The organism is Wenjunlia vitaminophila DSM 41686 (assembly GCF_000380165.1).
Lineage (GTDB): Bacteria > Actinomycetota > Actinomycetes > Streptomycetales > Streptomycetaceae > Wenjunlia > Wenjunlia vitaminophila.
Window position 1 is genome coordinate 118,480 of sequence record NZ_KB904636.1, and the last position, 20,984, is coordinate 139,463.

General features: G+C 72.6%; 16 protein-coding genes. 11 read left to right on the forward strand and 5 right to left on the reverse strand.

Annotation, left to right across the window (positions count from 1 at the left end; translation table 11 throughout):
- Positions 1 to 5: 5 nt before the first annotated feature.
- The 4 genes from A3IG_RS0103100 to A3IG_RS28440 all read left to right on the forward strand — a co-directional run bounded on the left by A3IG_RS0103100 (position 6) and on the right by A3IG_RS28440 (position 3,583).
- Positions 6 to 743, forward strand: coding sequence for a (Fe-S)-binding protein (locus A3IG_RS0103100; protein ID WP_018382086.1), 738 nt, complete (start codon positions 6 to 8; stop codon positions 741 to 743).
- Positions 740 to 2,203 carry a LutB/LldF family L-lactate oxidation iron-sulfur protein gene (locus A3IG_RS0103105; protein WP_018382087.1) on the forward strand — a complete coding sequence of 488 codons (1,464 nt, stop codon included), beginning with the start codon at positions 740 to 742 and terminating at the stop codon, positions 2,201 to 2,203. The genes A3IG_RS0103100 and A3IG_RS0103105 overlap by 4 nt, the downstream gene beginning before the upstream one ends.
- Positions 2,200 to 2,847 (forward strand): LutC/YkgG family protein, encoded by a 648-nt coding sequence (locus A3IG_RS0103110; protein ID WP_018382088.1) that lies wholly within the window; start codon positions 2,200 to 2,202, stop codon positions 2,845 to 2,847. Before A3IG_RS0103105 ends, A3IG_RS0103110 begins: the two co-directional genes overlap by 4 nt.
- Before the next feature lie 319 nt (positions 2,848 to 3,166).
- Positions 3,167 to 3,583: a hypothetical protein gene (locus tag A3IG_RS28440; protein ID WP_018382089.1), complete on the forward strand. Its 417-nt coding sequence runs from the start codon at positions 3,167 to 3,169 to the stop codon at positions 3,581 to 3,583.
- A gap of 81 nt (positions 3,584 to 3,664) precedes the next feature.
- Here the strand turns inward: A3IG_RS28440 and A3IG_RS0103120 are convergent, their stop codons facing one another.
- Positions 3,665 to 3,865: a hypothetical protein gene (locus A3IG_RS0103120; protein ID WP_026219845.1), complete on the reverse strand. Its 201-nt coding sequence runs from the start codon at positions 3,863 to 3,865 to the stop codon at positions 3,665 to 3,667.
- A 558-nt stretch (positions 3,866 to 4,423) separates the two neighbouring features.
- Here A3IG_RS0103120 and A3IG_RS28445 point away from each other — a divergent pair.
- Positions 4,424 to 4,627 (forward strand): DUF6229 family protein, encoded by a 204-nt coding sequence (locus tag A3IG_RS28445; protein ID WP_018382091.1) that lies wholly within the window; start codon positions 4,424 to 4,426, stop codon positions 4,625 to 4,627.
- Complete coding sequence (locus A3IG_RS0103130) at positions 4,621 to 7,500, forward strand: type 2 lanthipeptide synthetase LanM family protein (RefSeq protein WP_157862301.1); 2,880 nt, start codon at positions 4,621 to 4,623, stop codon at positions 7,498 to 7,500. Before A3IG_RS28445 ends, A3IG_RS0103130 begins: the two co-directional genes overlap by 7 nt.
- An 81-nt stretch (positions 7,501 to 7,581) precedes the next feature.
- Here A3IG_RS0103130 and A3IG_RS0103135 read toward each other — a convergent pair whose 3' ends face one another.
- Positions 7,582 to 8,064: a carboxymuconolactone decarboxylase family protein gene (locus A3IG_RS0103135; protein WP_026219846.1), complete on the reverse strand. Its 483-nt coding sequence runs from the start codon at positions 8,062 to 8,064 to the stop codon at positions 7,582 to 7,584.
- Between the two features lie 172 nt (positions 8,065 to 8,236).
- Here A3IG_RS0103135 and A3IG_RS0103140 point away from each other — a divergent pair, with 172 nt between their 5' ends.
- Entirely contained in the window at positions 8,237 to 9,181 is a 945-nt protein-coding gene (locus A3IG_RS0103140) for an RNA polymerase sigma-70 factor (RefSeq protein ID WP_018382094.1), read from the forward strand.
- Positions 9,182 to 9,239: 58 nt separating this feature from the next.
- On the opposite strand, the gene A3IG_RS0103145 is transcribed toward A3IG_RS0103140, so the two are convergent.
- Positions 9,240 to 11,627, reverse strand: coding sequence for an ATP-binding cassette domain-containing protein (locus tag A3IG_RS0103145; RefSeq protein ID WP_018382095.1), 2,388 nt, complete (start codon positions 11,625 to 11,627; stop codon positions 9,240 to 9,242).
- Positions 11,628 to 12,507: 880 nt separating this feature from the next.
- Between A3IG_RS0103145 and A3IG_RS0103150 the strand changes: the two genes are divergently transcribed.
- Entirely contained in the window at positions 12,508 to 12,693 is a 186-nt protein-coding gene (locus A3IG_RS0103150) for a hypothetical protein (protein WP_018382096.1), read from the forward strand.
- Positions 12,694 to 12,809: 116 nt separating this feature from the next.
- On the opposite strand, the gene A3IG_RS0103155 is transcribed toward A3IG_RS0103150, so the two are convergent.
- Positions 12,810 to 14,276, reverse strand: coding sequence for a beta-propeller fold lactonase family protein (locus A3IG_RS0103155; RefSeq protein WP_018382097.1), 1,467 nt, complete (start codon positions 14,274 to 14,276; stop codon positions 12,810 to 12,812).
- 316 nt (positions 14,277 to 14,592) lie between these two features.
- Between A3IG_RS0103155 and A3IG_RS0103160 the strand changes: the two genes are divergently transcribed.
- Positions 14,593 to 16,707, forward strand: coding sequence for a peptidoglycan recognition protein family protein (locus A3IG_RS0103160; RefSeq protein WP_040910737.1), 2,115 nt, complete (start codon positions 14,593 to 14,595; stop codon positions 16,705 to 16,707).
- A 168-nt stretch (positions 16,708 to 16,875) separates the two neighbouring features.
- Positions 16,876 to 17,574 (forward strand): maltokinase N-terminal cap-like domain-containing protein, encoded by a 699-nt coding sequence (locus A3IG_RS0103165; protein WP_018382099.1) that lies wholly within the window; start codon positions 16,876 to 16,878, stop codon positions 17,572 to 17,574.
- Between the two features lie 73 nt (positions 17,575 to 17,647).
- Here the strand turns inward: A3IG_RS0103165 and fusA are convergent, their stop codons facing one another.
- Positions 17,648 to 19,756, reverse strand: a complete 2,109-nt coding sequence (gene fusA, locus A3IG_RS0103170) for an elongation factor G (protein ID WP_018382100.1) — start codon at positions 19,754 to 19,756, stop codon at positions 17,648 to 17,650.
- Positions 19,757 to 20,458: 702 nt separating this feature from the next.
- Here fusA and A3IG_RS0103175 point away from each other — a divergent pair.
- Positions 20,459 to 20,878, forward strand: a complete 420-nt coding sequence (locus A3IG_RS0103175; protein ID WP_018382101.1) for an MFS transporter — start codon at positions 20,459 to 20,461, stop codon at positions 20,876 to 20,878.
- The last annotated feature ends 106 nt before the right edge of the window (positions 20,879 to 20,984 follow it).

The window sequence follows — 20,984 nt, forward strand, 5'->3', positions numbered from 1 at the left end:
GTCGCATGCGGATCGCGCTGTTCATCACGTGCTTCAACGACACCATGTTCCCCGGCACGGGCCGCGCCGTGCTGCGCGTGCTGGAACGCCTCGGCCACACCGTGGAGTTCCCGCAGGAGCAGACCTGCTGCGGCCAGATGCACGTCAACACCGGTTACCGGCGTGCGGCCGTGCCCCTGGTCGCCAGGTTCGCCGAGGCGTTCGCCGGCTACGACGCGGTGGTGACGCCCTCCGCCTCGTGCGCCGGCACGGTCCGGGAGAGCCACCCGCTCCTCGCCGGGCTCGGCGGCGCCGGGCTGCCGGACGCCGTGGCCGCGGTCGCGCCCCGGGTGTACGAACTGACCGAGTTCCTGGTCGACGTCCTGGGCGTCACCGACGTCGGCGCCCACTTCCCGCACCGGGTCACCTACCACCCCACCTGCCACTCCCTGCGGGGGCTGCGCCTGGGTGACCGGCCGCTGCGACTGCTCCGCGCCGTCAGGGGCATCGACCTCGTCGAGCTGCCCAGGGCCGACGCCTGCTGCGGCTTCGGCGGCACGTTCGCGATCAAGAACGCGGACACCTCCACCGCCATGCTCGCGGACAAGATGAGTGACGTGCTGAACACCGGCGCGGAGGTCGTGTGCGCCGCGGACAACTCCTGTCTGATGCACATCGGTGGCGGACTCGACCGACTCAGCGCCGGCGTCCGCACCATGCACCTGGCGGAGATCCTGGCCGCCACGGGAGGGCAGCGACCTTGAGCACCGGCAGCGACGGGCGGGTCTGGCTGGGCACGCCCGCCTTCCCCAAGGCGGCACGCACCGCCCTGACCGACACCCAACTGCGCCGCAACCTGCGGCACGCCACGTCAACCATCCGCGCCAAACGCCTCCAGGCAGTGGAGGAGCTGACCGACTTCGAGGCGCTGCGGGAGGCCGGCTCCGCACTCAAGCGGCGTACCGCGCGCCACCTGGACCGGTACCTCGAGCAGCTCGAGCGGTCCGTCACCGACGCCGGAGGCACCGTCCACTGGGCGGCCGACGCCGCGGAGGCCAACCAGATCGTCACCCGACTGGTGCGGGCCACCGGTGAGCGCGAGGTGGTCAAGGTCAAGTCCATGGCCACGCAGGAGATCGGTCTCAACGAGGCGCTCGCCGAGGCGGGCATCACCGCGTACGAGACGGATCTGGCGGAGCTGATCGTCCAACTCGGCGAGGACCGTCCCTCCCACATCCTTGTCCCGGCCATCCACCGGAACCGTGCGGAGATCCGGGACATCTTCCAGCGCGAGATGGGCGCGTGGGGACGCGCCGCCCCGCGGGACCTCGACGACGGCCTCGAGTCGCTCACCGAGGCGGCCCGTCAGCACCTGCGCGAGAAGTTCCTGACCGCGAGGGTCGCGGTGTCCGGGGCCAACTTCGCCGCGGCGGACACCGGCACCGTAGTGGTGGTGGAGTCGGAGGGCAACGGGCGGATGTGCCTGACCCTGCCGGAAACACTGATCACGGTGATGGGCATCGAGAAGGTCGTGCCGCGGTTCACCGACCTGGAGGTCTTCCTCCAGCTCCTCCCCAGGAGCTCCACGGGCGAACGCATGAACCCGTACACCTCCACGTGGACGGGCGTGGTGGCCGGGGACGGCCCGCAGGCCTTCCACCTCGTCCTGCTCGACAACGGGCGCACCGACGTGCTGAAGGACACCGTGGGGCGCCAGGCCCTGGCGTGCATCCGCTGTTCGGCCTGCCTGAACGTCTGCCCGGTGTACGAGCGGACCGGTGGCCACTCCTACGGCTCGGTGTACCCGGGGCCGATCGGTGCGGTGCTGACCCCCCAGTTGGTGGGGGTGGGGCAGGCCGCGTCCCTGCCGTTCGCCTCCACCCTGTGCGGTGCCTGTTACGACGCCTGTCCTGTGAAGATCAACATTCCGGAGGTGCTGACGCACCTGCGGGCCGAGGTGGTCGAGGGCGGGCGGCAGGGCCTCAGACCGCCAACGGCGGAGGCGGTGGCCATGAAGGCCGCGGCGGCGGTGCTGAACTCGCCGCGGCTGTGGAGGATGGCACAGCGGGCCGCCGCGGTGGGGGGAGGGGTGGTCGGTCGCGGGGGACGCGTCCGGCGGCTCCCCGGCCCGCTGCGCGGCTGGTCGAACGCGCGGGACACCGCGGTGCCGCCGCGGGAGTCGTTCCGCGACTGGTGGCGGAAGAACCGGGAGGGTGGAGGATGAGCAGCCGCCGAACCGTACTCGGCCGGATCAGGGCCGCCCTCGCCGACGTGCCGCGGGACGAGACCCCCGACCAGGTGGGTGTGGTGCGCGACTACCTGCGCAGCCACGCGGGCCACGACGTGGTCGGCCTCTTCGTCGAGCGGGTGGCCGACTACGGTGCCACAGTGGTGCGGTGCGCCCCCGACGAGGCGGCCGGTGCCGTCGCCGCCGCGTTGGAGCGGCACGGCGCACGACGCGTGATCGTCCCCGAGGGGTTCCCGGCCGGTCTGCTGCCGGACGGCGACTGGGGGTGGGTGAGGGACGACCCGCCGCTGGGCGTCACGGAACTCGACGCGGCGGAGGGGACGTTGACCACGGCGGCGGTGGCCATCGCGGTCACCGGGACGGTGGTGCTGGACGCCGGGCCGGGTCAGGGCCGCCGCGCCCTGACCCTGGTGCCCGACTACCACCTGTGCGTGGTGCACGCCGACCGGATCGTTCCGGACGTGCCGGACGCCCTGGGCGGGCTCGACCCGCGCCGGCCGCTGACCTTCGTGTCCGGCCCGTCCGCGACCAGTGACATCGAACTGGAGCGGGTCGAGGGCGTGCACGGGCCGCGCACCCTCGATGTGATCGTCGTCGAATCCCGAGGGGCGGGGGCGTGACACCCTCCCACCGCTGACGGGCGGGGCGTCCGCGGTCGCACCGACCGCCCGGGCCGGGCCCCGTCACCGGTCCGGGCGGCTGCGGAACACCTGACTCGGTGTCGGGCGCCCCTCTTCCACCATGTGGTTACCCGGCGGTAGCGTGCTGGGTCCCCACCGTGCGAGGGGGCGTGTCATGGCCACTGCCGGCAGCTTCGACCCCGTGGCGAACACGAGGCCACCCGCGCGGCGTTGCGTGCCGTCGTCCCCCGTCTGGCCGACCTGTTGAGGGCGGTGCCCGACGTGGGGGCGCCCTCGGGCCTCCCGGTGTGGTCGGTGGGTGACGTCGGCGCGCACGTCGGCGGTGTACCTGGCGTACTGCTCCGCCTTCACCCGCGGGTTCGAGGACTGGGACAGCGTCCTGCCGCCGGGCGACGGTCCCTTCACCGAGCGGCTCGCGGCCGTCAACACGCGGGCGCTGGGACTGTTCGGCGACGACGAACGCCTGCGGCTCGGCGAGTTCGTCACCGAACGAGGGGAAGCGTTCCTGCGGGCCTCTGAAGGTCTTGCGCCCGACACCACCGTGGCGACGCCCTGGCACGGGGAACAGGGCGAACTGACGTTGGCGACCGCGACCGGGCTGCTGCTCGGTGAGAGCCTCCCGCACGGTTTCGACATCGCGCGCGGTCAGCTACGGTCCAGTGGTCGCAAACCGTGGCTCGGCCCACGCCTGGGGCAGCTCTTCGTCAGCCCGTGAGACCAGTGCCGGGGGACCCGCCGCTGGGGCGGGCCGCGGCTGACCGCGCGGCCCTGTCACGGCGGGCTCGGCGCGGAACGCTCACCGGTGGCTGCCGGGACGTTCGCCCTTGGGGCCCCGGCCGCGTTCGGTTCGGGGACCGTGGGTGCGCCATCCGGGGTCGGACTGGAGGGTCTCGTTGGCCCGCTCGTTGGCGTGCTGGTCGGGCACCCCCTCGTCCTCGGCCTTCTTGCGGAGCTTGGCCCGCCGCTTGTCGTACTTCTTGCTTCCGGGCTCGGGCACGGCGCTCACTCCCTCATCTCGGGTCCTTCCCCGGTGCCCGCGACGGACGCCGGTAAACCGGCATCGGAACCGACACCGCCCCGCGGTCGACGCCCGGTTTCCCGACCCGGCACACCCCCGCCGTGCGGGACATCGCATATCTCATTCCAGGCGAACACCGTCGACCAATTGCCCGAGCTGCTGAGACGTCGCTGATTCCGCCATCTCCGCACGGCCGCGAACCGAGCTTTTGACAGCGCTTTCCGTCGAGAGTTCCCTCCTGCGACCAATGCCTCCACCGCACCCGCGAAACGATGGTTCACCAGGGAGGACGCCCGTCCCACCTGGGCCTTGTGCGTGCAGGTCAGCGCCTTCCGCGCGTGCGAAGAGAAGGGAACCCGACGTTACCCGGGAAAAGGGAGCACGGAACGCGATCATACGGTTGACGAAAAGGCATTCGCCCTATCGACTTCCCCTGTACCAGTGGTTACCGTGAGGAGCCTCACCACCCTCAGGTGCCCACCGCGCAGGCAAAGGCGCCGCACAGGTCGTGGGCATCCCAACGGAAGGGGTTTCGTCATGCAGGCCATTCCCCTGGCAGAAACGAAGGACATCGTCTCCGGCTGGCGTGCCGGTGCCGAGAGCGTGGGCGCGTTCGACAACCCGGCCGGCCCCCTGTACGTCGGGGGCGCCGCCACCGAGGCCGGGCTCACCCGGCCCGACGTCGCTGCCGTCACCGGCCTGAGCCCCTGCACCGGCTCCGGCCCCATCGACTGTTGCTGACGTCGGACATGTCGCCCGCCGGTGCCGCCCGGGAGGAGAGCCCGACGGACAGCACCGGCGGGTTCGACTCCGTCCACTCCGCGCTGACACGTCCGGCGCTGCGGGATCTCGATGAACGGCTCGCCGGCCTCCTGAAGCCCGCCGAGCGCGCCGTCGTGCTCGCCGGCGCCCGGTCGTCCCTGCTCACCGCGGTGCGGCTGAGGCTCAACCGGGTGCTCCTGCTGGAGCTCCACGCCGCCCGCATCGCCGGGCGGCTGGACGCCCCCACGCCCGAGGCCCGCTGGGAGCAGTTCCTCGAGCTGGCCCGCCGCCCCTCGTTCCACCGGGCCCTCGACACCGACTACCCGGCGCTGCGCCCCCGGCTGGAGCGCGTGGTGCACCACCGCGTGACGGCCATGGAGGTCCTCGCGCGGCGGCTGGTGGCGGACCGGCACCTCCTCCCCGCCCTCCTGGGTCGCGACCCCGGGCCGCTGGTCGGCGTCACCTCGGACGCCGGGGACGCCCACCGCGGTGGCCAGAGCGTGGTGCTGCTGGACTTCGCGCACGGCAGGGCCGTCTACAAACCCCGCCCCATGGGCGTGGACACGGCGCTGGCCGGGCTGCTCGCCACCCTCCAGGCGGACCGTCCGGACGTCGAACGCCTCCGGGTGCCCGCGGCGTTGCCCCGCGACGGCTACGGCTGGGCGGCGTTCGTGGCGCACCGGTGGTGCGCCGACCCCGGCCAGGTCGAGGAGTTCTACCGGAACCTCGGCCGGTGGCTGGCCGTCGTCCACCTCCTTGGCGGCACCGACATGCACGCCGAGAACGTCGTCGCTGACGGGCCCGTGCCGGTCGTCGTGGACTGCGAGACCCTGTTCAGCCCGGAGTCCGACCCGCTGCGCAGCGGCCTGGGGGACGCCTTCGACCGCTCCACCGTCCTGCTGCGCCGCACCGTGGTGCGCACCGGCCTGCTGCCCATGCGCATGGCCGAGCTCGCCCTGCGCGGGGTGGACCTGTCCGCCGCCGGGTGCCTCCCCGGGCAGCAGCCCGAGGTGTTCTCACCGGTCATCGTGGATGCGGGGACCGACCGGGCCCGGCTGGGCATGCGGGCCGCCCCCAGGCACCGCACCGCACACCTGCCGGTCCCCTCCCCCGACCCGCTGGCCCACCGCGAGGAGGTCGTGGACGGGTTCGGGGAGATGCGCGCGCGCATCGACGCCCTGGACCGCGCCGGTGCGCTGCGACCCGCTGTCGTGGCCGGGTTCACCGGGTGCGAGCTGCGCGTGGTGCTGCGACCCACGCAGGTCTACGTCGAGCTGGGCCGCATGCTGTGGCACCCCTCCTCCCTGCACGACCAGGACGCGGCCGTGGAGCGCGCCAGGGACGTCCTGGCCCGGCAGGCGTCGGTCATCACCGGGGCGCCGCGGGAACCCGAGGTGATCGCGGCGGAGGTGGACGACATGCTCGTCGGCGACGTCCCGTTCTTCTCGTTCCTCCCCGAGCAGGGACGCGTCCTCGGTCCCGGGGGAACGGTGACGGGCGGGGCGGGCAACCTCATCGATGCCGCGCTGGACCGGTGGCGGGGCAGTGACCCGGCGGAGGAGGAGGCCGTGATCAGGGCCTCACTGCTGGGCGCGTACCGGGACCCGGCGTCGGTGGCCCCGCTGCGGCGCCGCACGACGGCCCCACGCGAGGACGACCTGCTCGGGCGGCGCCGCACGCTGGTCGCGCGGCTGGCCGGTGAACTGTGCCGGCAGGCGGTGACCGGTGAGGACGCCACCGCCACCTGGATCGGCCCGGTCTACAGCGAACACGGGTACTGCCTGCGCTCGCTGTCCACCGACCTCTACAGCGGCATCGGCGGCGTCGCCGTCGCCCTTTCGGACTACCGGCACCTCTGCGAGCGGGGCGACGTGCCGGCCGTCGCCGGTCTCGACGCGGTGGTCGACGGCGCCGTACGCACCCTCGTGCTCATGGAGGACGCCGCGGCTCCCACCCGGCTGGGTGCCTACGAGGGCGTCGGCGGCGGCATCCTGACCTGGCTGGCGCTGCACCGGGTCAACGGTGGGGACCTCCCGTTGCGCCGGGCGGCGGCCCTGGCCGCCCACGCACCCGAGCTGATCGCCCAGGACACCCACATCGACGTGCTCTCCGGCGTCGCCGGGCTGCTGGTTCCGCTCGTCGGCCTGGCGGAACGCACCGGCGACCGCGGCTGGCTCGACCTGGCCGGCGCCGCGGCGCGCCGCCTGGCCGCGCTGGCGGTGACCGACGGGACCACCGCGCGCTGGGGCACCGAGCTGTACCCGGGTGGGACGGGCGGCTTCGCCCACGGGGTGGCGGGGGTCGGCTGGGCCCTGGCCCGTCTCGGCCTGGCTGCCGGTGACCAACGGTGGCTCGACCTGGCTGACGCCGCCTTCGCGTTCCAGGAGGCCCTCTACCGGCCCCGGGCGGGGAACTGGCGGGACATGCGCGAGTCGGACCCCGACCGGTACGTCACCTCCTGGTGCCACGGGAGCACCGGCACGGGCCTGGCCGCCTGGGACCTGTACCGCGTGACGGGCCGGGACACCTGGCTGGACGTGGCGGTCCGGGCCGCCGAGGCCACCCGCCGCGACGGACTGGGGTGGAACTCCACGCTGTGCCACGGTGACCTGGGCGCGTGGGAGTTACTCGAGCAGGTACCCGCCGACGCCCTGCGGACCCCGGTGGACCGGGGGGTCCTGGACGCCACCGTGCTCACGGCGCTGGAGGACACCGGGCCGCTGTCACCGGGGGAACGCCGCCCCGCCTCCCCGGGACTGCTCATCGGGACGGCGGGAGCGATCCACCACCTGCTGCGCACGGGCCGTCACCGGGACGCGCCGCCGACGGTGCTGCTGCCGGAAGGCCGCTGACGGCGCCCGGCCGCCGGGGCGCGTCCCGGCCCGGGGCGCGTCCCGGCCCGGGGCGCGCCCCGGGCCGGGTTCGTCCGCCGGTCAGGTGAACGAGGCGAACATGCCGGGCTCGTAGGAACCTCCCCGCTGGTGCACGATCACGGCGAGCCGGTTGGCGGCGTTGATCAGGGCGACCAAGGCGACCAGCGCCCCGATCTGGTCGTCGTCGTAGTGCTTGCGCACCTGGTCCCAGGTCTCGTCGGACACGCCCTGGTGGGCGTCGGCGAGCCGGGTGCCCTCCTCGGCGAGCGCCAACGCGGCCCGCTCGGCGTCGGTGAACACGGTGGATTCCCGCCAGGCAGCGACCAGGTTGAGCCGGACCGCGCTCTCACCGGCGGCCGCTGCCTCCTTGGTGTGCATGTCGATGCACCAGCCGCAGCCGTTGATCTGGCTGGCGCGCAGCGACACCAATTCCTGCGTGGACTTCGGCAGCGGCGACTGCTGGATCACCAGGCCCGCGTTGGCGAACCGCTTGGCGAACTTGGTGGCGATCTCGTTGTCGAACATGTTGAACCGGGGGTCCATGACCTCGTCCTCACTGTGGTGTGGCACTGAACGAACACGAGATGCCGGCGGCCCGCTCCCTGTGACGGAACGGCCGTGTGACGTGCGCCACCGCCCGTGGGTGTCACAGATCCGCGGGGCCCGGCGTCCTGTGCGCGTGGCACCCTCGAGAGCGAACAGTCAGGAGCAGCGGGTGGAGAGCGAGCACAGCGAGCGCACCAGGGGCACGGCCGGGCAGCCCGCCGGTGGCAGCGGACGCACGGACCCCGCCACCGAGGTGTTCGTCACCCACCGCAACCTGCTGTTCACCGTCGCCTACGAGCTGCTCGGCTCGGCCGCCGACGCGGAGGACGTCCTGCAGGAGACCTGGCTGCGGTGGGCGGGTGTCGATCTCGGCGCGGTGCGGGACCAGCGTGCCTACCTGGTGCGGATCACCACGCGCCAGGCGCTGAGCCGGCTGCGCACGCTCGGCCGTCGCAGGGAGTCCTACGTCGGTTCCTGGCTGCCCGAGCCGCTGCTCACCGCGCCCGACGTGGCCGAGGACGTCGAGCTGGCCGACAGCGTCTCGATGGCGATGCTGCTGGTGCTGGAGACGCTCACGCCGACCGAGCGGGCGGTGTTCGTGCTGCGCGAGGTGTTCGACCTCGGGTACGACGAGATCGCCGAGGCCGTGGACAAGAGTCCCGCCGCGGTCCGCCAGGTCGCGCACCGGGCGCGGGCGCACGTCGCGGCTCGCCGGCCCCGGGGCGTCGTCTCCCCGACCGAGACCCGGGACGCGCTCGACGCGTTCCAGCGGGCGGCCGAAACCGGCGATCTGCAGGGCCTGCTCGACATCCTGGCGCCGGATGTCGTCCTCCTGGGTGACGGCGGCGGAGTCAAGCAGGCCATCCTGCGGCCCGTCACCGGGGCGGACAAGGTGGCACGCCTGCTGGCCGCCGGGCTCGGCCGGCTCACCGCCGCGGCGTCGCTGCGGCCAGCGCAGGTCAACGGTTACCCGGCGCTGGTTCTCCGGCTCGACGACGTGATCGACACCGTTGTGGCGGTGCGCATCGACGACGGCCTCATCACCGGGCTCTACGCCGTGCGCAATCCCGAGAAGCTGTCGCGCATGGACCGGGAGACCACCCTGCGCCGCTGAGCCGTGCCCCCGCGCGAGCCGCTGGTCGCCGCCGCGGCCCCGCGGGGGCACGCCCCGGTCACTGGCCGACGTAGGCCGCGAGGTGCTCGCCGGTGTGGCCGCAGCGGGAGGCGACGAGGTCGGCGGGCGTGCCCTCGAAGACGATCCGACCACCGTCGTGGCCGGCGCCGGGCCCCAGGTCGATGATCCAGTCGGCGTGCGCCATGACGGCCTGGTGGTGCTCGATGACGATGACCGACTTGCCGGAGTCGACGAGCCGGTCGAGCAGGCCGAGCAGTTGCTCGACGTCGGCGAGGTGGAGACCCGCGGTCGGCTCGTCGAGGACGTAGGTGCCGCCCTTCTCCGCCATGTGGGCGGCCAGCTTCAGCCGCTGCCGCTCGCCACCGGACAGCGTGGTCAGCGGCTGGCCGAGAGTGAGGTAGCCAAGACCGACGTCGGCCAGCCTGCCGAGGATGGTGTGCGCGGCCGGCGTCCGGCCCTCACCGGCGCCGAAGAACTCCTCGGCCTCGGTCACCGACATGGCCAGCACCTCGCTGATGTCCCGACCGCCGAGGTGGTGGTCGAGCACCGACGCCTGGAACCGCCTCCCCTCGCACTCCTCGCAGGTGGTGGCGACGCCGGCCATCATCGCCAGGTCGGTGTAGACGACGCCGGCGCCGTTGCAGTTGGCGCAAGCGCCCTCCGAGTTGGCGCTGAACAGCGCCGGCTTCACTCCGTTGGCCTTCGCGAACGCCTTGCGGATCGGGTCGAGCAGTCCGGTGTACGTCGCGGGGTTGCTCCGCCGCGAGCCGCGGATCGGGCGCTGGTCGATCGACACCACGCCCGCGCCCGCGGGGATCGACCCGTGCACGAGCGAGCTCTTTCCGGAGCCGGCGACGCCGGTGACGACGACGAGCACGCCGAGCGGGATGTCGACGTCGACGTCGCGCAGGTTGTGTGTGGACGCGCCGCGGATCTGCAACGTTCCGGTGGGCGTGCGCACCGGTTCCTTGAGGGAGGCCCGGTCGTCGAGGTGGCGGCCGGTGAGGGTGCCGCTGGCCCGCAGCCCCTCGACGGTGCCCTCGAAGCAGACGGTGCCGCCCGCGGTTCCGGCGCCTGGGCCGAGGTCGACGACGTGGTCGGCGATCGCGATCGTCTCCGGCTTGTGCTCGACGACGAGCACCGTGTTGCCCTTGTCCCGCAGCCGCAGCAGCAGGTCGTTCATCCGCTGGATGTCATGGGGGTGCAGGCCCGTGGTGGGCTCGTCGAAGACGTACGTGACGTCGGTGAGCGAGGAACCCAGGTGGCGGATCATCTTGACGCGCTGCGCCTCACCGCCCGACAGGGTGCCCGACGGGCGGTCGAGCGATAGGTAGCCAAGCCCGATCTCCACGAACGACTCCAGGGTCTGCAGCAGCGTGGCGAGCAGCGGCGCCACCGACGGCTGGTCGAGCCCGCGAATCCATTCGGCCAGGTCGCTGATCTGCATCGCGCACGCGTCGGCGATGTTGATCCCACCGATCCGCGACGACCGGGCCGCCTCGCTGAGCCGGGTGCCGTCGCACCCGGGGCAGGCGGTGAAGGTGACCGCCCGGTCCACGAACGCCCGGATGTGCGGCTGCATGGCCTCGGGGTCCTTGGACAGGAACGACTTCTGGACCCGCGGGACCAGCCCCTCGTAGGTGAGGTTGACGCCGTTGATCTTCACCTTGGTCGGCTCGCGGTGGAGGAAGTCGTGCAGCTCGGTCCCGGTGTAGTCGCGGATCGGTTTGTTCGGGTCGAGGAAGCCCGACTCGGTGTAGAGCCGCACCATCCAGCCGTCTCCCTTGTAGCCGGGGATGGTGAGCGCGCCCTCGGCGAGCGACTTGGAGTCGTCGAAGAGCTGGGTGAGGTCGATGTCGGAGACCGCGCCCCGGCCCTCGCAGCGCGGACACATGCCGCCGGTGCGGGTGAACGTCGTTCGCACGCTCTTGCTGGCGCCGCGTTCGACCGTCATCACGCCGCTGGCCTTGACCGAGGGGACGTTGAAGGAGAACGCGTTGGGCGAGCCGACGTACGGCTGCCCGAGGCGGCTGAAGAGGGTCCGAAGCATCGCGTTGGCGTCGGTCGCGGTGCCGACCGTGGAGCGCGGGTTGGCACCCATCCGCTGTTGGTCGACGATGATCGCGGTCGTCACTCCCTCGAGGACGTCCACCTCGGGCCGCGCCAGCGTCGGCATGAAGCCCTGTACGAAGGCGCTGTAGGTCTCGTTGATCAGCCGCTGCGACTCCGCGGCGACCGTGCCGAACACCAGGGAGCTCTTGCCCGAGCCGGAGATCCCGGTGAACACCGTCAGCCGGCGCTTGGGGATCTCTATGCTGACGTCCTTGAGGTTGTTCTCACGCGCGCCGACGACGCGAATCACGTCGTGGCTGTCCGCAACGTGCGGCGCAGGCGACTGCGGGTCCGTCCTGGTGGCCGTGCTCATCGTTTCTCCCTCTGCGCGACGGGTCGCCTTCGCGGTCTCCGCAGGCGTCGCCTGGCTGGATCTGTTCAGATGCAAACGGTGTCCCCGGTGCGCCCTTCACCGGGGGCGGTGTGGCCTTCGGCGCCGGCCCGGGCGCGCCGGCCCGCGGCCCCGGGGGCGTCCCGCCCGTGGGCGGTGGCGGGAGGAGGCCGGGGGAACGGTGCTGTCCACGGCAGTCACGTTAGCCGCAGCTCGAGGGCCGTCGCTTCTCGATTCCTGATCGGTCGGGTCACCGGTCTGGCCGCGCGGACCCGCCACGACGGCGCCCGGCTGCGGTACCCGGACCTGGGCCGCCCGGGGGCTCCCGGACGTGCACCACCGTTCGTTCCCGGTCGGACCACGGTGACGGGAGCACGAAGGACCCGACGGCCCGTTGTCAGGCCCTTTTTCGTTCGGAGTCAACACCCCCGGATGTGCCATTTTCCTTTTGGGATAAGAGCGTGACGACCGTGACGGGCGTTTTCCGCACTCGGCTTCCCCTTCGCCGTCCGGGAATGAACGCCTTCGCCGGCCCCGGCGAGTTCCACGCGAGATCTGCGCCGGCCATTTAGCACACGATCAGGAATCTCGGCAAGTTTCACCGAAGGGGGCTGTTTCGGGGTAAGTGCACATGGTAAATATTCGGGATTGTGGTTCATGGCCCGTGAGATCGGCCCGGGTGTCCGAGTCCGTTCTCGCCGGGCCGCACGGGCCGTCTGCGCGACGTCACTGTTCATGCCCACCGTGCAGGCAGCCACCACCGTTCTCACATTCCGCCCCGAAGGTGGAGCCGTCTCATTGCGTGCCCCGGCAGGCAGGTCATTCACTCCGGGGCGGGCCAACGCCGCTAAGGAGCTCCGACATGGGAAAGAGCGATCGCCTCCCCCCGAGTATCGGTGCGGTCGCACTGGACATCGGCACGAATCGTGTGGGGGTGATCATGGACCACATGGGAGGACGGGTACAGCTCCGGCCGGTGCACGGGGGCCGGGAGTGGGACGCCAGGAAAGAGGAGATCCGTCCGGCTGACGAAGGTGACCCGCAGTGACGTCCGGGGTGCCGCGGTGGCGGTTCACCCGGCGGAGGACCGTGCCGGTCCCCCGCCGGGTGTGACGGCACCAGCCGCGTGGGGCGTCAGGGCGCCACGCCTGCGATGGCCACGGGTCAGGAGCCGACCGTCACGCTGCGGGAAGCGGTCGCTTCCGGGGAACCGTTGCACAGCGCCGACTGCCCGGTGAAGACCCGGGCCACGGAGCAGCCCTCGTCGTCGGTCACGGTCACGGTCACGGTGAAGGTCCCCGCCGTGGGGTAGGTGTGCCGGGGCTCGGGGCCGCCGTCGCGCAGGACGGTCCCGTCGCCGAAGTCCCAGTCGTAGCGGGTGACCTCGCCGTCGGGGTCCGTGGACGGGCTCGCGTCGAAGGCGGTGGGGCGCCCCCCTGGTCCAGTCGTGGCCGTGAAGGACGCGGTGGGGCCCTGGTTGGGCCGGATCGCCACGGATTCGAAACCTGGAGCGGTGCCTCCGGTGCGGACAGGGGAGCCGGGGATCTCCCTCAGGGCACCGTCGCCGGTGAGGGAGAAGGCGTTCATGTCGTTGGAGTCGAAGTTGGCCACGTACAGGTGGCGACCGTCGGGGCTGACCGCGACCCCCACCGGGCCCCGCCCGGCTTCGAACGGTGAGCCGGGGACGGGCCGTAGCGCGCCATCACCGGCGATGGTGAAGGCCGACACCGCGTGGGCGTCGTCGGGACGCACCGAACCGGGACTGGTCAGGAACAACTGGCGGCCGTTGGGGCTGATCGCGATGCCCTCGGGGTGGTCGGGGACGGGGTACGGGGAGCCAGGGGCGGGCGTGAGGTCACCGGTGGCACCGATGCGGAACCCGTAGACCTCGTCGGTGGTCGTCGCGGCGGTGAACAGCGTGCGCCCGTCCGGGGTGATCCCGATGGCGGTGGACGCTCCGCCCACGGTGGTCGGCTGCCCCTGGGGGGCGAGGCTGCCGTCGCCGCGGATGGCGAAGTGGGTGATGACGTCAGTGGGATCGGACAGCGGGCGCCCGTGGGAGACGTACAGGTGGGCGCCGTCGGGAGTGACGGCCAGTCCGCGGGGGCTGGCGAACCCGGTCCTGACGGGGTCACCGAGACGGGTCAGCGTCCCGTCCTCGTGGACGGTGAACACCGAGACGGTTCCAGAGTCGATGTTCGTCGTGTAGAGGGTCTCCCCGTCGGGTGCGATGGCGATGGCGAACGGGACGGTGCCGCCCGTGCCGACCGGTGCCCCCAGGGGCGTCAGGGTGCCCCGGCGGTCGACGGCGTACGGCACCACGGTGTGGGTGCTCCTGTCGGCCACGTACACGTAGCGGCCGTCAGGGGACGGCACGACGCCACTGGCACCGTTGCCCGCGGTGCTCGGGCTGCCCGTGGGGAGGGTGCCGGTCAGGGTGGGCGTGCCGTGGGCGTCGAGGGTGAATGTGGAGACGTCGTTGGTGGCGGAGTTGGTCACGAACAGCGTCCGGGCGAAGGGGGCCGGACTGGCGGGGGCCGGACTGGCCGGGGCGGGACTGGCGGGGACTGCGGTGAGGACGGCCACGGCCGCCAGCACACCGAGCCGGGTGGGCAGGCGTCCAGCGTGCACGGAGCACCTCCTGGTGGTTCGGGGAATCGCTGCCACCGGTTCTACGGGCCCGAGGGGCCGGAGGGGTTCACTCCCGGACGCCTGAAGTGACCCGTGTCCGGCGGTCGTCCTGCCGGCCACACCTCCGGGCGAAGGCGGAGCGGGACGGGGGCGTCGGCGCGACGGACGGTCGTGCTGATGGTGCGGCCCACGCCATTCGTCCCTTCATCGGGGCAGGGGGTTCGGCGGGGGTACGGGGAGGGGGTACCTTACGAGTTCGATTACCGAGTTCGAATCGCCAGTTCCGGTCCCTAGCGTTGAGGAATGTATGTCCGGCATGAGATCGCGTCGAGTGTGGGGTACGAGCGCCGCCGTTGCGGCAGGCGTTTCGGGGGTGCTGGTCCTCCAGGGGGTGACCGGCGCGGCGTCCGGGAACGCCCAGGAGAGTCGGGAGCCCCAGGGACCGGTGCGGGCCCAGGTCCGCGAGGCCGCGTTGCGGGTGGCCGAGGACGGCAGGTCCGCCACGTTGCGCCAGCTCGACACCGCGCGGTTCAGCATGCTGGGGGTCTCCTGGGCCGACCCGTCGGCCAGGGCCGCGGGCACCGTTGAGGTGCGGACCCGTGACGCCGAGTCCGGGCAGTGGTCCGACTGGCTGCGACTCGACGACGACGGGGGCAGGAACGACGACGGTGTGCGCGGCGGCACCGAGCCGGCGTGGGTGGGCCCTTCTGACGGCGTGGAGGTGCGGATGAGCACTTCGGCGCGCTCGTCGGCGGCGCTCCCCAAGGGCCTGCGCCTGCACATGATCGACCCGAGCAGCGCTGCGGCGGACGACGGCTCCAGCCTGGCGGTGCAGCCCGCCGCGGCCATCGCCGAGGTCGGGGCCGACGCGTCGGTGGAGGAGGTGCCGACGGCGCCGGAGTCCACCGCGCCGCGCCCGCCGATCACCGACCGGGCCGGCTGGGGGGCGGACGAGTCGATCAGCCCGGAGGCGCCGGAGTACCTCCCGGGCGGTGTGGTCAAGGCGGTGGTGGTGCACCACACCGCCGAGTCCAACAGCTACACCTGCGCGGAGGCGCCCGCGGTGATCCGCGGCATTTACACGTACCACGTGAAGACCCTCGGCTGGAAGGACATCGGCTACAACTTCCTGGTCGACAAGTGCGGCACCGTCTACGAGGGCCGCAAGGGCGGGGTGGACCGGCCGGTGTTGGGGGCGCACGCCTACGGGTTCAACACCGAGACCACCGGAATCTCGGTCCTTGGCACCTACACCGACATCGCCGCGTCGAAGTCCGCGCTGACCGCGGTGGCGCGGGTCGCGGCGTGGAAGCTGGGCCAGTACGGGGGCAACCCGGCCGGCACGACCACGCTCACCGCGGGTGACAGCGGCACCAACTACTTCGGGAAGAGCTGGGCCAAGGGTGCGCAGCTCACGTTCCCGCAGATCCACGGGCACCGGGACGGCTACAACACCCAGTGCCCGGGTGACCAGTTGTACGGTCAGTTGGCCACGATCCGCAGCTACGCGGCCGGCCCGGTCACCGGACTGGCCGTCACCTCGATCACGGGTGCCGGCAAGGCGGGCAGCACCTACTACACCAAGGCCCAGATCACGGTGAACTGGACGGCCTCCACTCCGGCCGCCCTGATCAGCAGGTACGAACTGCTGGTGGACGGCAAGGTGGTGGCGACCACCGCGGGCAGCGCCACGTCGGCCCGGGCCACCCTGGCGTTGGGTTCGCACGCGGTGCAGGTCCGCGCGGTCCACCAGTCGGGGAAGACCACGACCACCTCCGCCGCCACGGTGGTCGCCGAGACGACCCCGCCGACGTTCACCACCAAGCCCTACACGACGCTGCGCCTGGGCACGGTCAACGTCTCCGCGGTCCCGATCACCCTGCGCTGGAAGGCCACCGACAACGCGGCGCTGAAGTCGGTGAAGCTGACCAAGCCGACGACGTCCACCTACGGGCCGACCACCACCGCCTCCGCCCGCACCATCCCGCTCAGCACCACCGCCACCACCTTTGCGATGACCGCACAGGACCAGGCGGGCAACACCGCCTCCGCCAGCCACAGCTCCACCGCGCTGATCCGCCACGAGTCCGTCGCCACCAGGTACGGCGCCTGGACCACCAGGTCCTCGAGCAGCTACCTGGGCGGCAAGTCGTACTCAAGCGGTTCGAGGGGCGCCAGCCTGACCTGGACCTTCACCGGGCGCGCGGTCGCCTGGGTGGTCTCCAGGGCGTCCACCTCCGGCCAGGCGTACGTGTACGTGGACGGCACCAGGGTCGCCACCGTGGACCTGAGGTCCTCCACCACCATGTACCGGAACGCGATCTGGGCCAAGGCCTGGACGACCAGCGCCACCCACACCGTGAAGATCGTGGTCGTCGGCACCAGCGGCCGTCCCACCGTCACCACCGACGGGATCGTCTACCTGAAGTGATCTCGCACCCCGCTCCCCCACTGACGGACCACGTCAGGAGGGGGAGCGGGGCGGCGGGCGGCAACCACCGGTGCCGGTCCGACGGCGAGCCCGCCCCGGTCCGCCCCGAGGGCCCCGGTGGCAGGATGGGCACCCAAGGAACACCACACGAGGGGAAGCGGTCGAGGGATGGCTGTCATCCAACACACCACGCTGAGGCCCACCAAGCTGGAACTTCTCGCCTCATGGCTGCCCGCCCGACCCTGGTACCGCGGCGCGGGCCAGGAGCCGCGGCTGGCCAAGGCCGGCGGCTTCCGGATCGACGACCCGGACGGTGCAGTGGGCATCGAGTTCATGGCGGTCACCGACGCCCACGGGGACCGGGCGGTGACGTACCAGGTGCCCCTGAGTTACCGCGGCGCGCCACTGGACGGGGCTGAGCACGCGCTGATCGGCACGTCCGAGCACGGTGTGCTGGGCCGGCGGTGGATCTACGACGGCACGCACGACCCGGTGCTGGTGGCGCAGTTGTTCGCCCTGCTCCTCGGCGCCGCCGAACCGCAGGACCAGAACACCAGCGACACCCCCGACCCCTCGGTCACCGCTTCCTTCGCCGCGCCGGGCTCCACGGCGTCGATCGTGCCGGTGGACGTCTCCGACGGGCCCCACGGCACCGACCTGCTCGTGCGGGCCGCGTCCCGCACCGACCAGGACCGTGCGGCCGGGCACCTGACCCTTCACATCAGTCGCGTCCTGGAACCCCACGGCGACGCACCCGCCCCGGCCCTGGGACACGTCACCGCGGGTTGGGCGCTCCCGGACGGCACCACGGCACGCGGCCCGTACGTCGTGGTGCGCGGCGCCGGGTCCGACGGCACCACCGTGTGACCGTCCCTCCTGTCCCGGCCGGGACAGGAGGGACGGTGGGTGGCCCCGCCGGTCAGCGGGGCCGTCGTGGCGTCTACCGGGGCAGCACCTCGGTCGCCACCGCCGCCGGTACGGGGGCGTATCCGACGGCCCTGGCGGTGAACGTCCCGCGGCCCTGGGTCCGGCCACGCAGCCGGGAGGCGTAGCCGAACAGCTCCGCCAGCGGCACCGTCGCGGTGACCACGGCGGTGCCGGCCCGGGTGGCGGAGCCCAGGACACGGCCGCGTCGCGCGGCGATGTCACCGAGGACCGCGCCCACGGCGTCGCCGGGCACGGTGACCGTCACCTCGACCACCGGTTCCAGGAGTTCCATCGCGCTGGCGCGCAGGGCCCGCCGCAGGGCGAAGCGTCCCGCGGCCCGGAACGCCAGGGGCGAGGAGTCCTTGGGGTGGGTGGCCCCGTCGGTCAGGGTGACCCGCAGCCCGGTCACCGGGTGGCCGCCGAGGGGGCCCTCGGCCAGGGCGTCCCGGCATCCGGCCTCCACCGCACGCACGTACTCCTGTGGCACCCGGCCTCCGGTGACGGTGGACTGGAACACCAGGTCCTGCGTGGTGTCGCGGGGGCCCGACGGGGTGTCCACCGCGGGGTGGAGCGGCTCGACGTCCAGCACGACGTGGGCGAACTGGCCTGCCCCGCCGTCCTGTTTGACGTGCCGATACACGAGCTGGGACACCCCGCGGGTGACCGTTTCGCGGTAGGCGACCTGGGGTCGTCCCACGTTCACCTCCAGTCCGTGGTCGCGGCGGACCTTCTCCACCGCGACCTCCAGGTGCAGCTCGCCCATTCCCGACAGCAGCGTCTGGCCGGTCTCGGGATCGAGCCTGACGGTCAGTGAGGGGTCTTCCTCGACCAGTCGTGCCAGAGCCGTCGCCAACCGGTCGCTGTCCAGGCTCCTGCGTGCCTCGACGGCCACGGAGACCACCGGCTCGGCCGCCTGGGGCGGTTCGAGCAGCAGGGGCGCCGTGGGGGTGGTCAGGGTGGCCCCGGCACGGGCCGCCTTGGGCCCGATCACGGCGACGATGTCCCCTGCCACGGCCCGGTCCAGCTCCGCGTACCGGTCGGCGTGCACGCGCAGGATGCGGCCGACGCGTTCGGTGCGGTTCGCGGCGACGTCGAGCACGGTGTCTCCCTTCGTGAGCGTTCCGGCGTAAACCCGCAGGTAGGTCAGCCGTCCGCTGGGCGTGGTGGTCACCTTGAAGGCCAGGGCGGTGAGCGGTGCGGCGGGGTCGGCGGCGCGGTCCTGTGCCGCCCCGTCCAGGGTGCCCCGCACCGGTGGGGTGTCCAGCGGTGAGGGCAGGTAGGTCACGGCCGCCTCCAGCAGCGGTTCGATGCCTCTCGTCCGGTACGCAGAGCCGCACAGCACGACCACGGCCTCACCGCTGCGGGTGAGTTCGCGCAGTGCCGCGGTGAGGGTCTGCTCGCGGACCGCTGAGTGCGCGCAGAACTCCTCCAGCGCCGCCGGGTGGAGTTCGGCCACGGCCTCGTCCAGCGCTCGGCGTCGGCGTCCGGCCTCCTCCCTCAGCTCGTCGGGTACCGGGCCGGGCTGGCAGGTGTCGCGGTCGGCGCCCCACACCAGTGTGCGCATCCGCAGCAGGTCCACCACGCCGGTGAACTCACCGTCGCGGAAGACGGGGAGCTGGACCACCAGCGGCACCGTGCCCAGCCGTGTCCGGATCGACGCGGCCGCCGCGTCGAGGTCGGCCCCGACGCGGTCCATCTTGTTGACGAACGCGATGCGTGGCACGTGGTGCCGGTCGGCCCTCCGCCACACGGACTCGCTCTGCGGTTCGACTCCGGCGACGGCGTCGAAGACGGCGATCGCGCCGTCGAGCACCCGCAGCGCACGCTCCACCTCGTCGGAGAAGTCGACGTGCCCGGGGGTGTCGATCAGGTTGATCCGGTGGCCGTCCCAGTCACAGCTCACCGCCGCAGCGAAGATCGTGATTCCCCGGTCGCGTTCCTGGGAGTCGAAGTCGGTGACGGTCGTCCCGTCGTGGACCTCGCCCCGTTTGTGGGTGGCTCCGGTGAGGTACAGGAACCGTTCGGTCAGGGTGGTCTTGCCGGCGTCCACGTGGGCGAGGATGCCCAGGTTGCGCAGCGCGGTCGACGGGCTGGTGGCGTGGCGTTGCGGGTGGGTGCGCATGGCGCGGGGCCCTTCCGGGTGTGCGAGAACAGGGCAGCGCGATGGGTGGGGAGATGAGGAACGTCGGACCGGGCCCCGGACGGGCGCGGCGAGGGCCGCGCGGCACGTGGCCGGGTCGGGGCACGCCCGCCCGGGAGGTCCCGAGGGGCGGGCGTCAGGCGTTCGTCGTGGACGTCCGGTGCGGGCCGCGCAGCCGACACCGGGCGGCCCGGGACACCAGGATCACGTCATACCGTGACGGGGGAACGACGACGGCGGCACGCGGACACACAGCCCAGCCCCCCTTGTCGTCGGTGTTGCCCCGCGGGTCGTCGCGGGCGCGGGTTCAGTGTAGGGAGCGGGGTCCGCCCGCACACCGGGTTTTCCCAGCGGGCGGGGCGCGGGGAGCCGGCGAGCTGTCTGGTTGCCCTGTCCTGTTCCCACCTGGGGCCCGCGGGCCCCATGGCGCCGGGTCCGATCCTGCCGGTTCCCGCTGTGGTGATCGCTTCGGTCGCCCCGGCGCCGCGCCGGCTTCACGGGGCGGAGTTCCGCGCTGTGGCGAGCGCCTGGCCGTGGGGGGGACGACGCAGGCCTGATGGGCGAGCAGGTCCGCGAACGTGGTGGTCAGCGGGTCCGGCAGGCGCAGCGGGCCGCCACTTCACGGGCACCTTCAACGGCGTCCGGGGCAAGGGCCAGACGGTCGACTTCATCGGCGCGGGGTCGGTGGCGGCCGCCGCCGCGGTGCCCCAGGGCCGGCGCAGCCGCGCGGTCGCGCTGATGTTCATCGGCCTCAGCACCGCCACCGTGCTCGGCGTACCGGGCGGCACCCTGCTCGGCGGCAAGGCGGGCGACCGCCACCCCGACCGGGCGCTCCCGGTGATCCTGCTGCTCCTCGCGCTCGTCCTCGTGGGGGTGGCGCAGGCCGGCCCGGACCGGGCGCTGACGATCGTTCTGCTGGGCTGCTGGGGCGTAGCCGGGTTCGCGCTGGTTCCCGCGCTACAGGCCCGGGTCGTCGCGATCGCCGGCCCGGCCAGCACGCTGGCGTCGGACCCTCGGCATGCCCGGGACCCACACCCAGCCGAGGAAACTCCAGTAATGCGACCAACTCCGCTCAGGAATGCCCGACTGATACACGGAGGCTAGTGTTCGATTTCCGGGTTCCGGCGCGGGAGGTTGAGGGATGTCGTGGTGTCCGCTGGCCTCCGTCCACGCACAGGGGTGCGCGGGTGACGCCGTCCCACCACCTTGA

What these genes read in the sequence shown, in the direction of transcription:
- A3IG_RS0103100 (WP_018382086.1), top strand. Translation starts at nt 6, where the DNA reads ATGCGGATCGCGCTGTTCATCACGTGCTTCAACGACACCATGTTCCCC.
- A3IG_RS0103110 (WP_018382088.1), top strand. Translation starts at nt 2,200, where the DNA reads ATGAGCAGCCGCCGAACCGTACTCGGCCGGATCAGGGCCGCCCTCGCC.
- A3IG_RS28445 (WP_018382091.1), top strand. Translation starts at nt 4,424, where the DNA reads ATGCAGGCCATTCCCCTGGCAGAAACGAAGGACATCGTCTCCGGCTGG.
- A3IG_RS0103135 (WP_026219846.1), bottom strand. Translation starts at nt 8,064, where the DNA reads ATGGACCCCCGGTTCAACATGTTCGACAACGAGATCGCCACCAAGTTC.
- A3IG_RS0103145 (WP_018382095.1), bottom strand. Translation starts at nt 11,627, where the DNA reads ATGAGCACGGCCACCAGGACGGACCCGCAGTCGCCTGCGCCGCACGTT.
- A3IG_RS0103150 (WP_018382096.1), top strand. Translation starts at nt 12,508, where the DNA reads ATGGGAAAGAGCGATCGCCTCCCCCCGAGTATCGGTGCGGTCGCACTG.
- A3IG_RS0103160 (WP_040910737.1), top strand. Translation starts at nt 14,593, where the DNA reads ATGAGATCGCGTCGAGTGTGGGGTACGAGCGCCGCCGTTGCGGCAGGC.
- A3IG_RS0103165 (WP_018382099.1), top strand. Translation starts at nt 16,876, where the DNA reads ATGGCTGTCATCCAACACACCACGCTGAGGCCCACCAAGCTGGAACTT.
- fusA (WP_018382100.1), bottom strand. Translation starts at nt 19,756, where the DNA reads ATGCGCACCCACCCGCAACGCCACGCCACCAGCCCGTCGACCGCGCTG.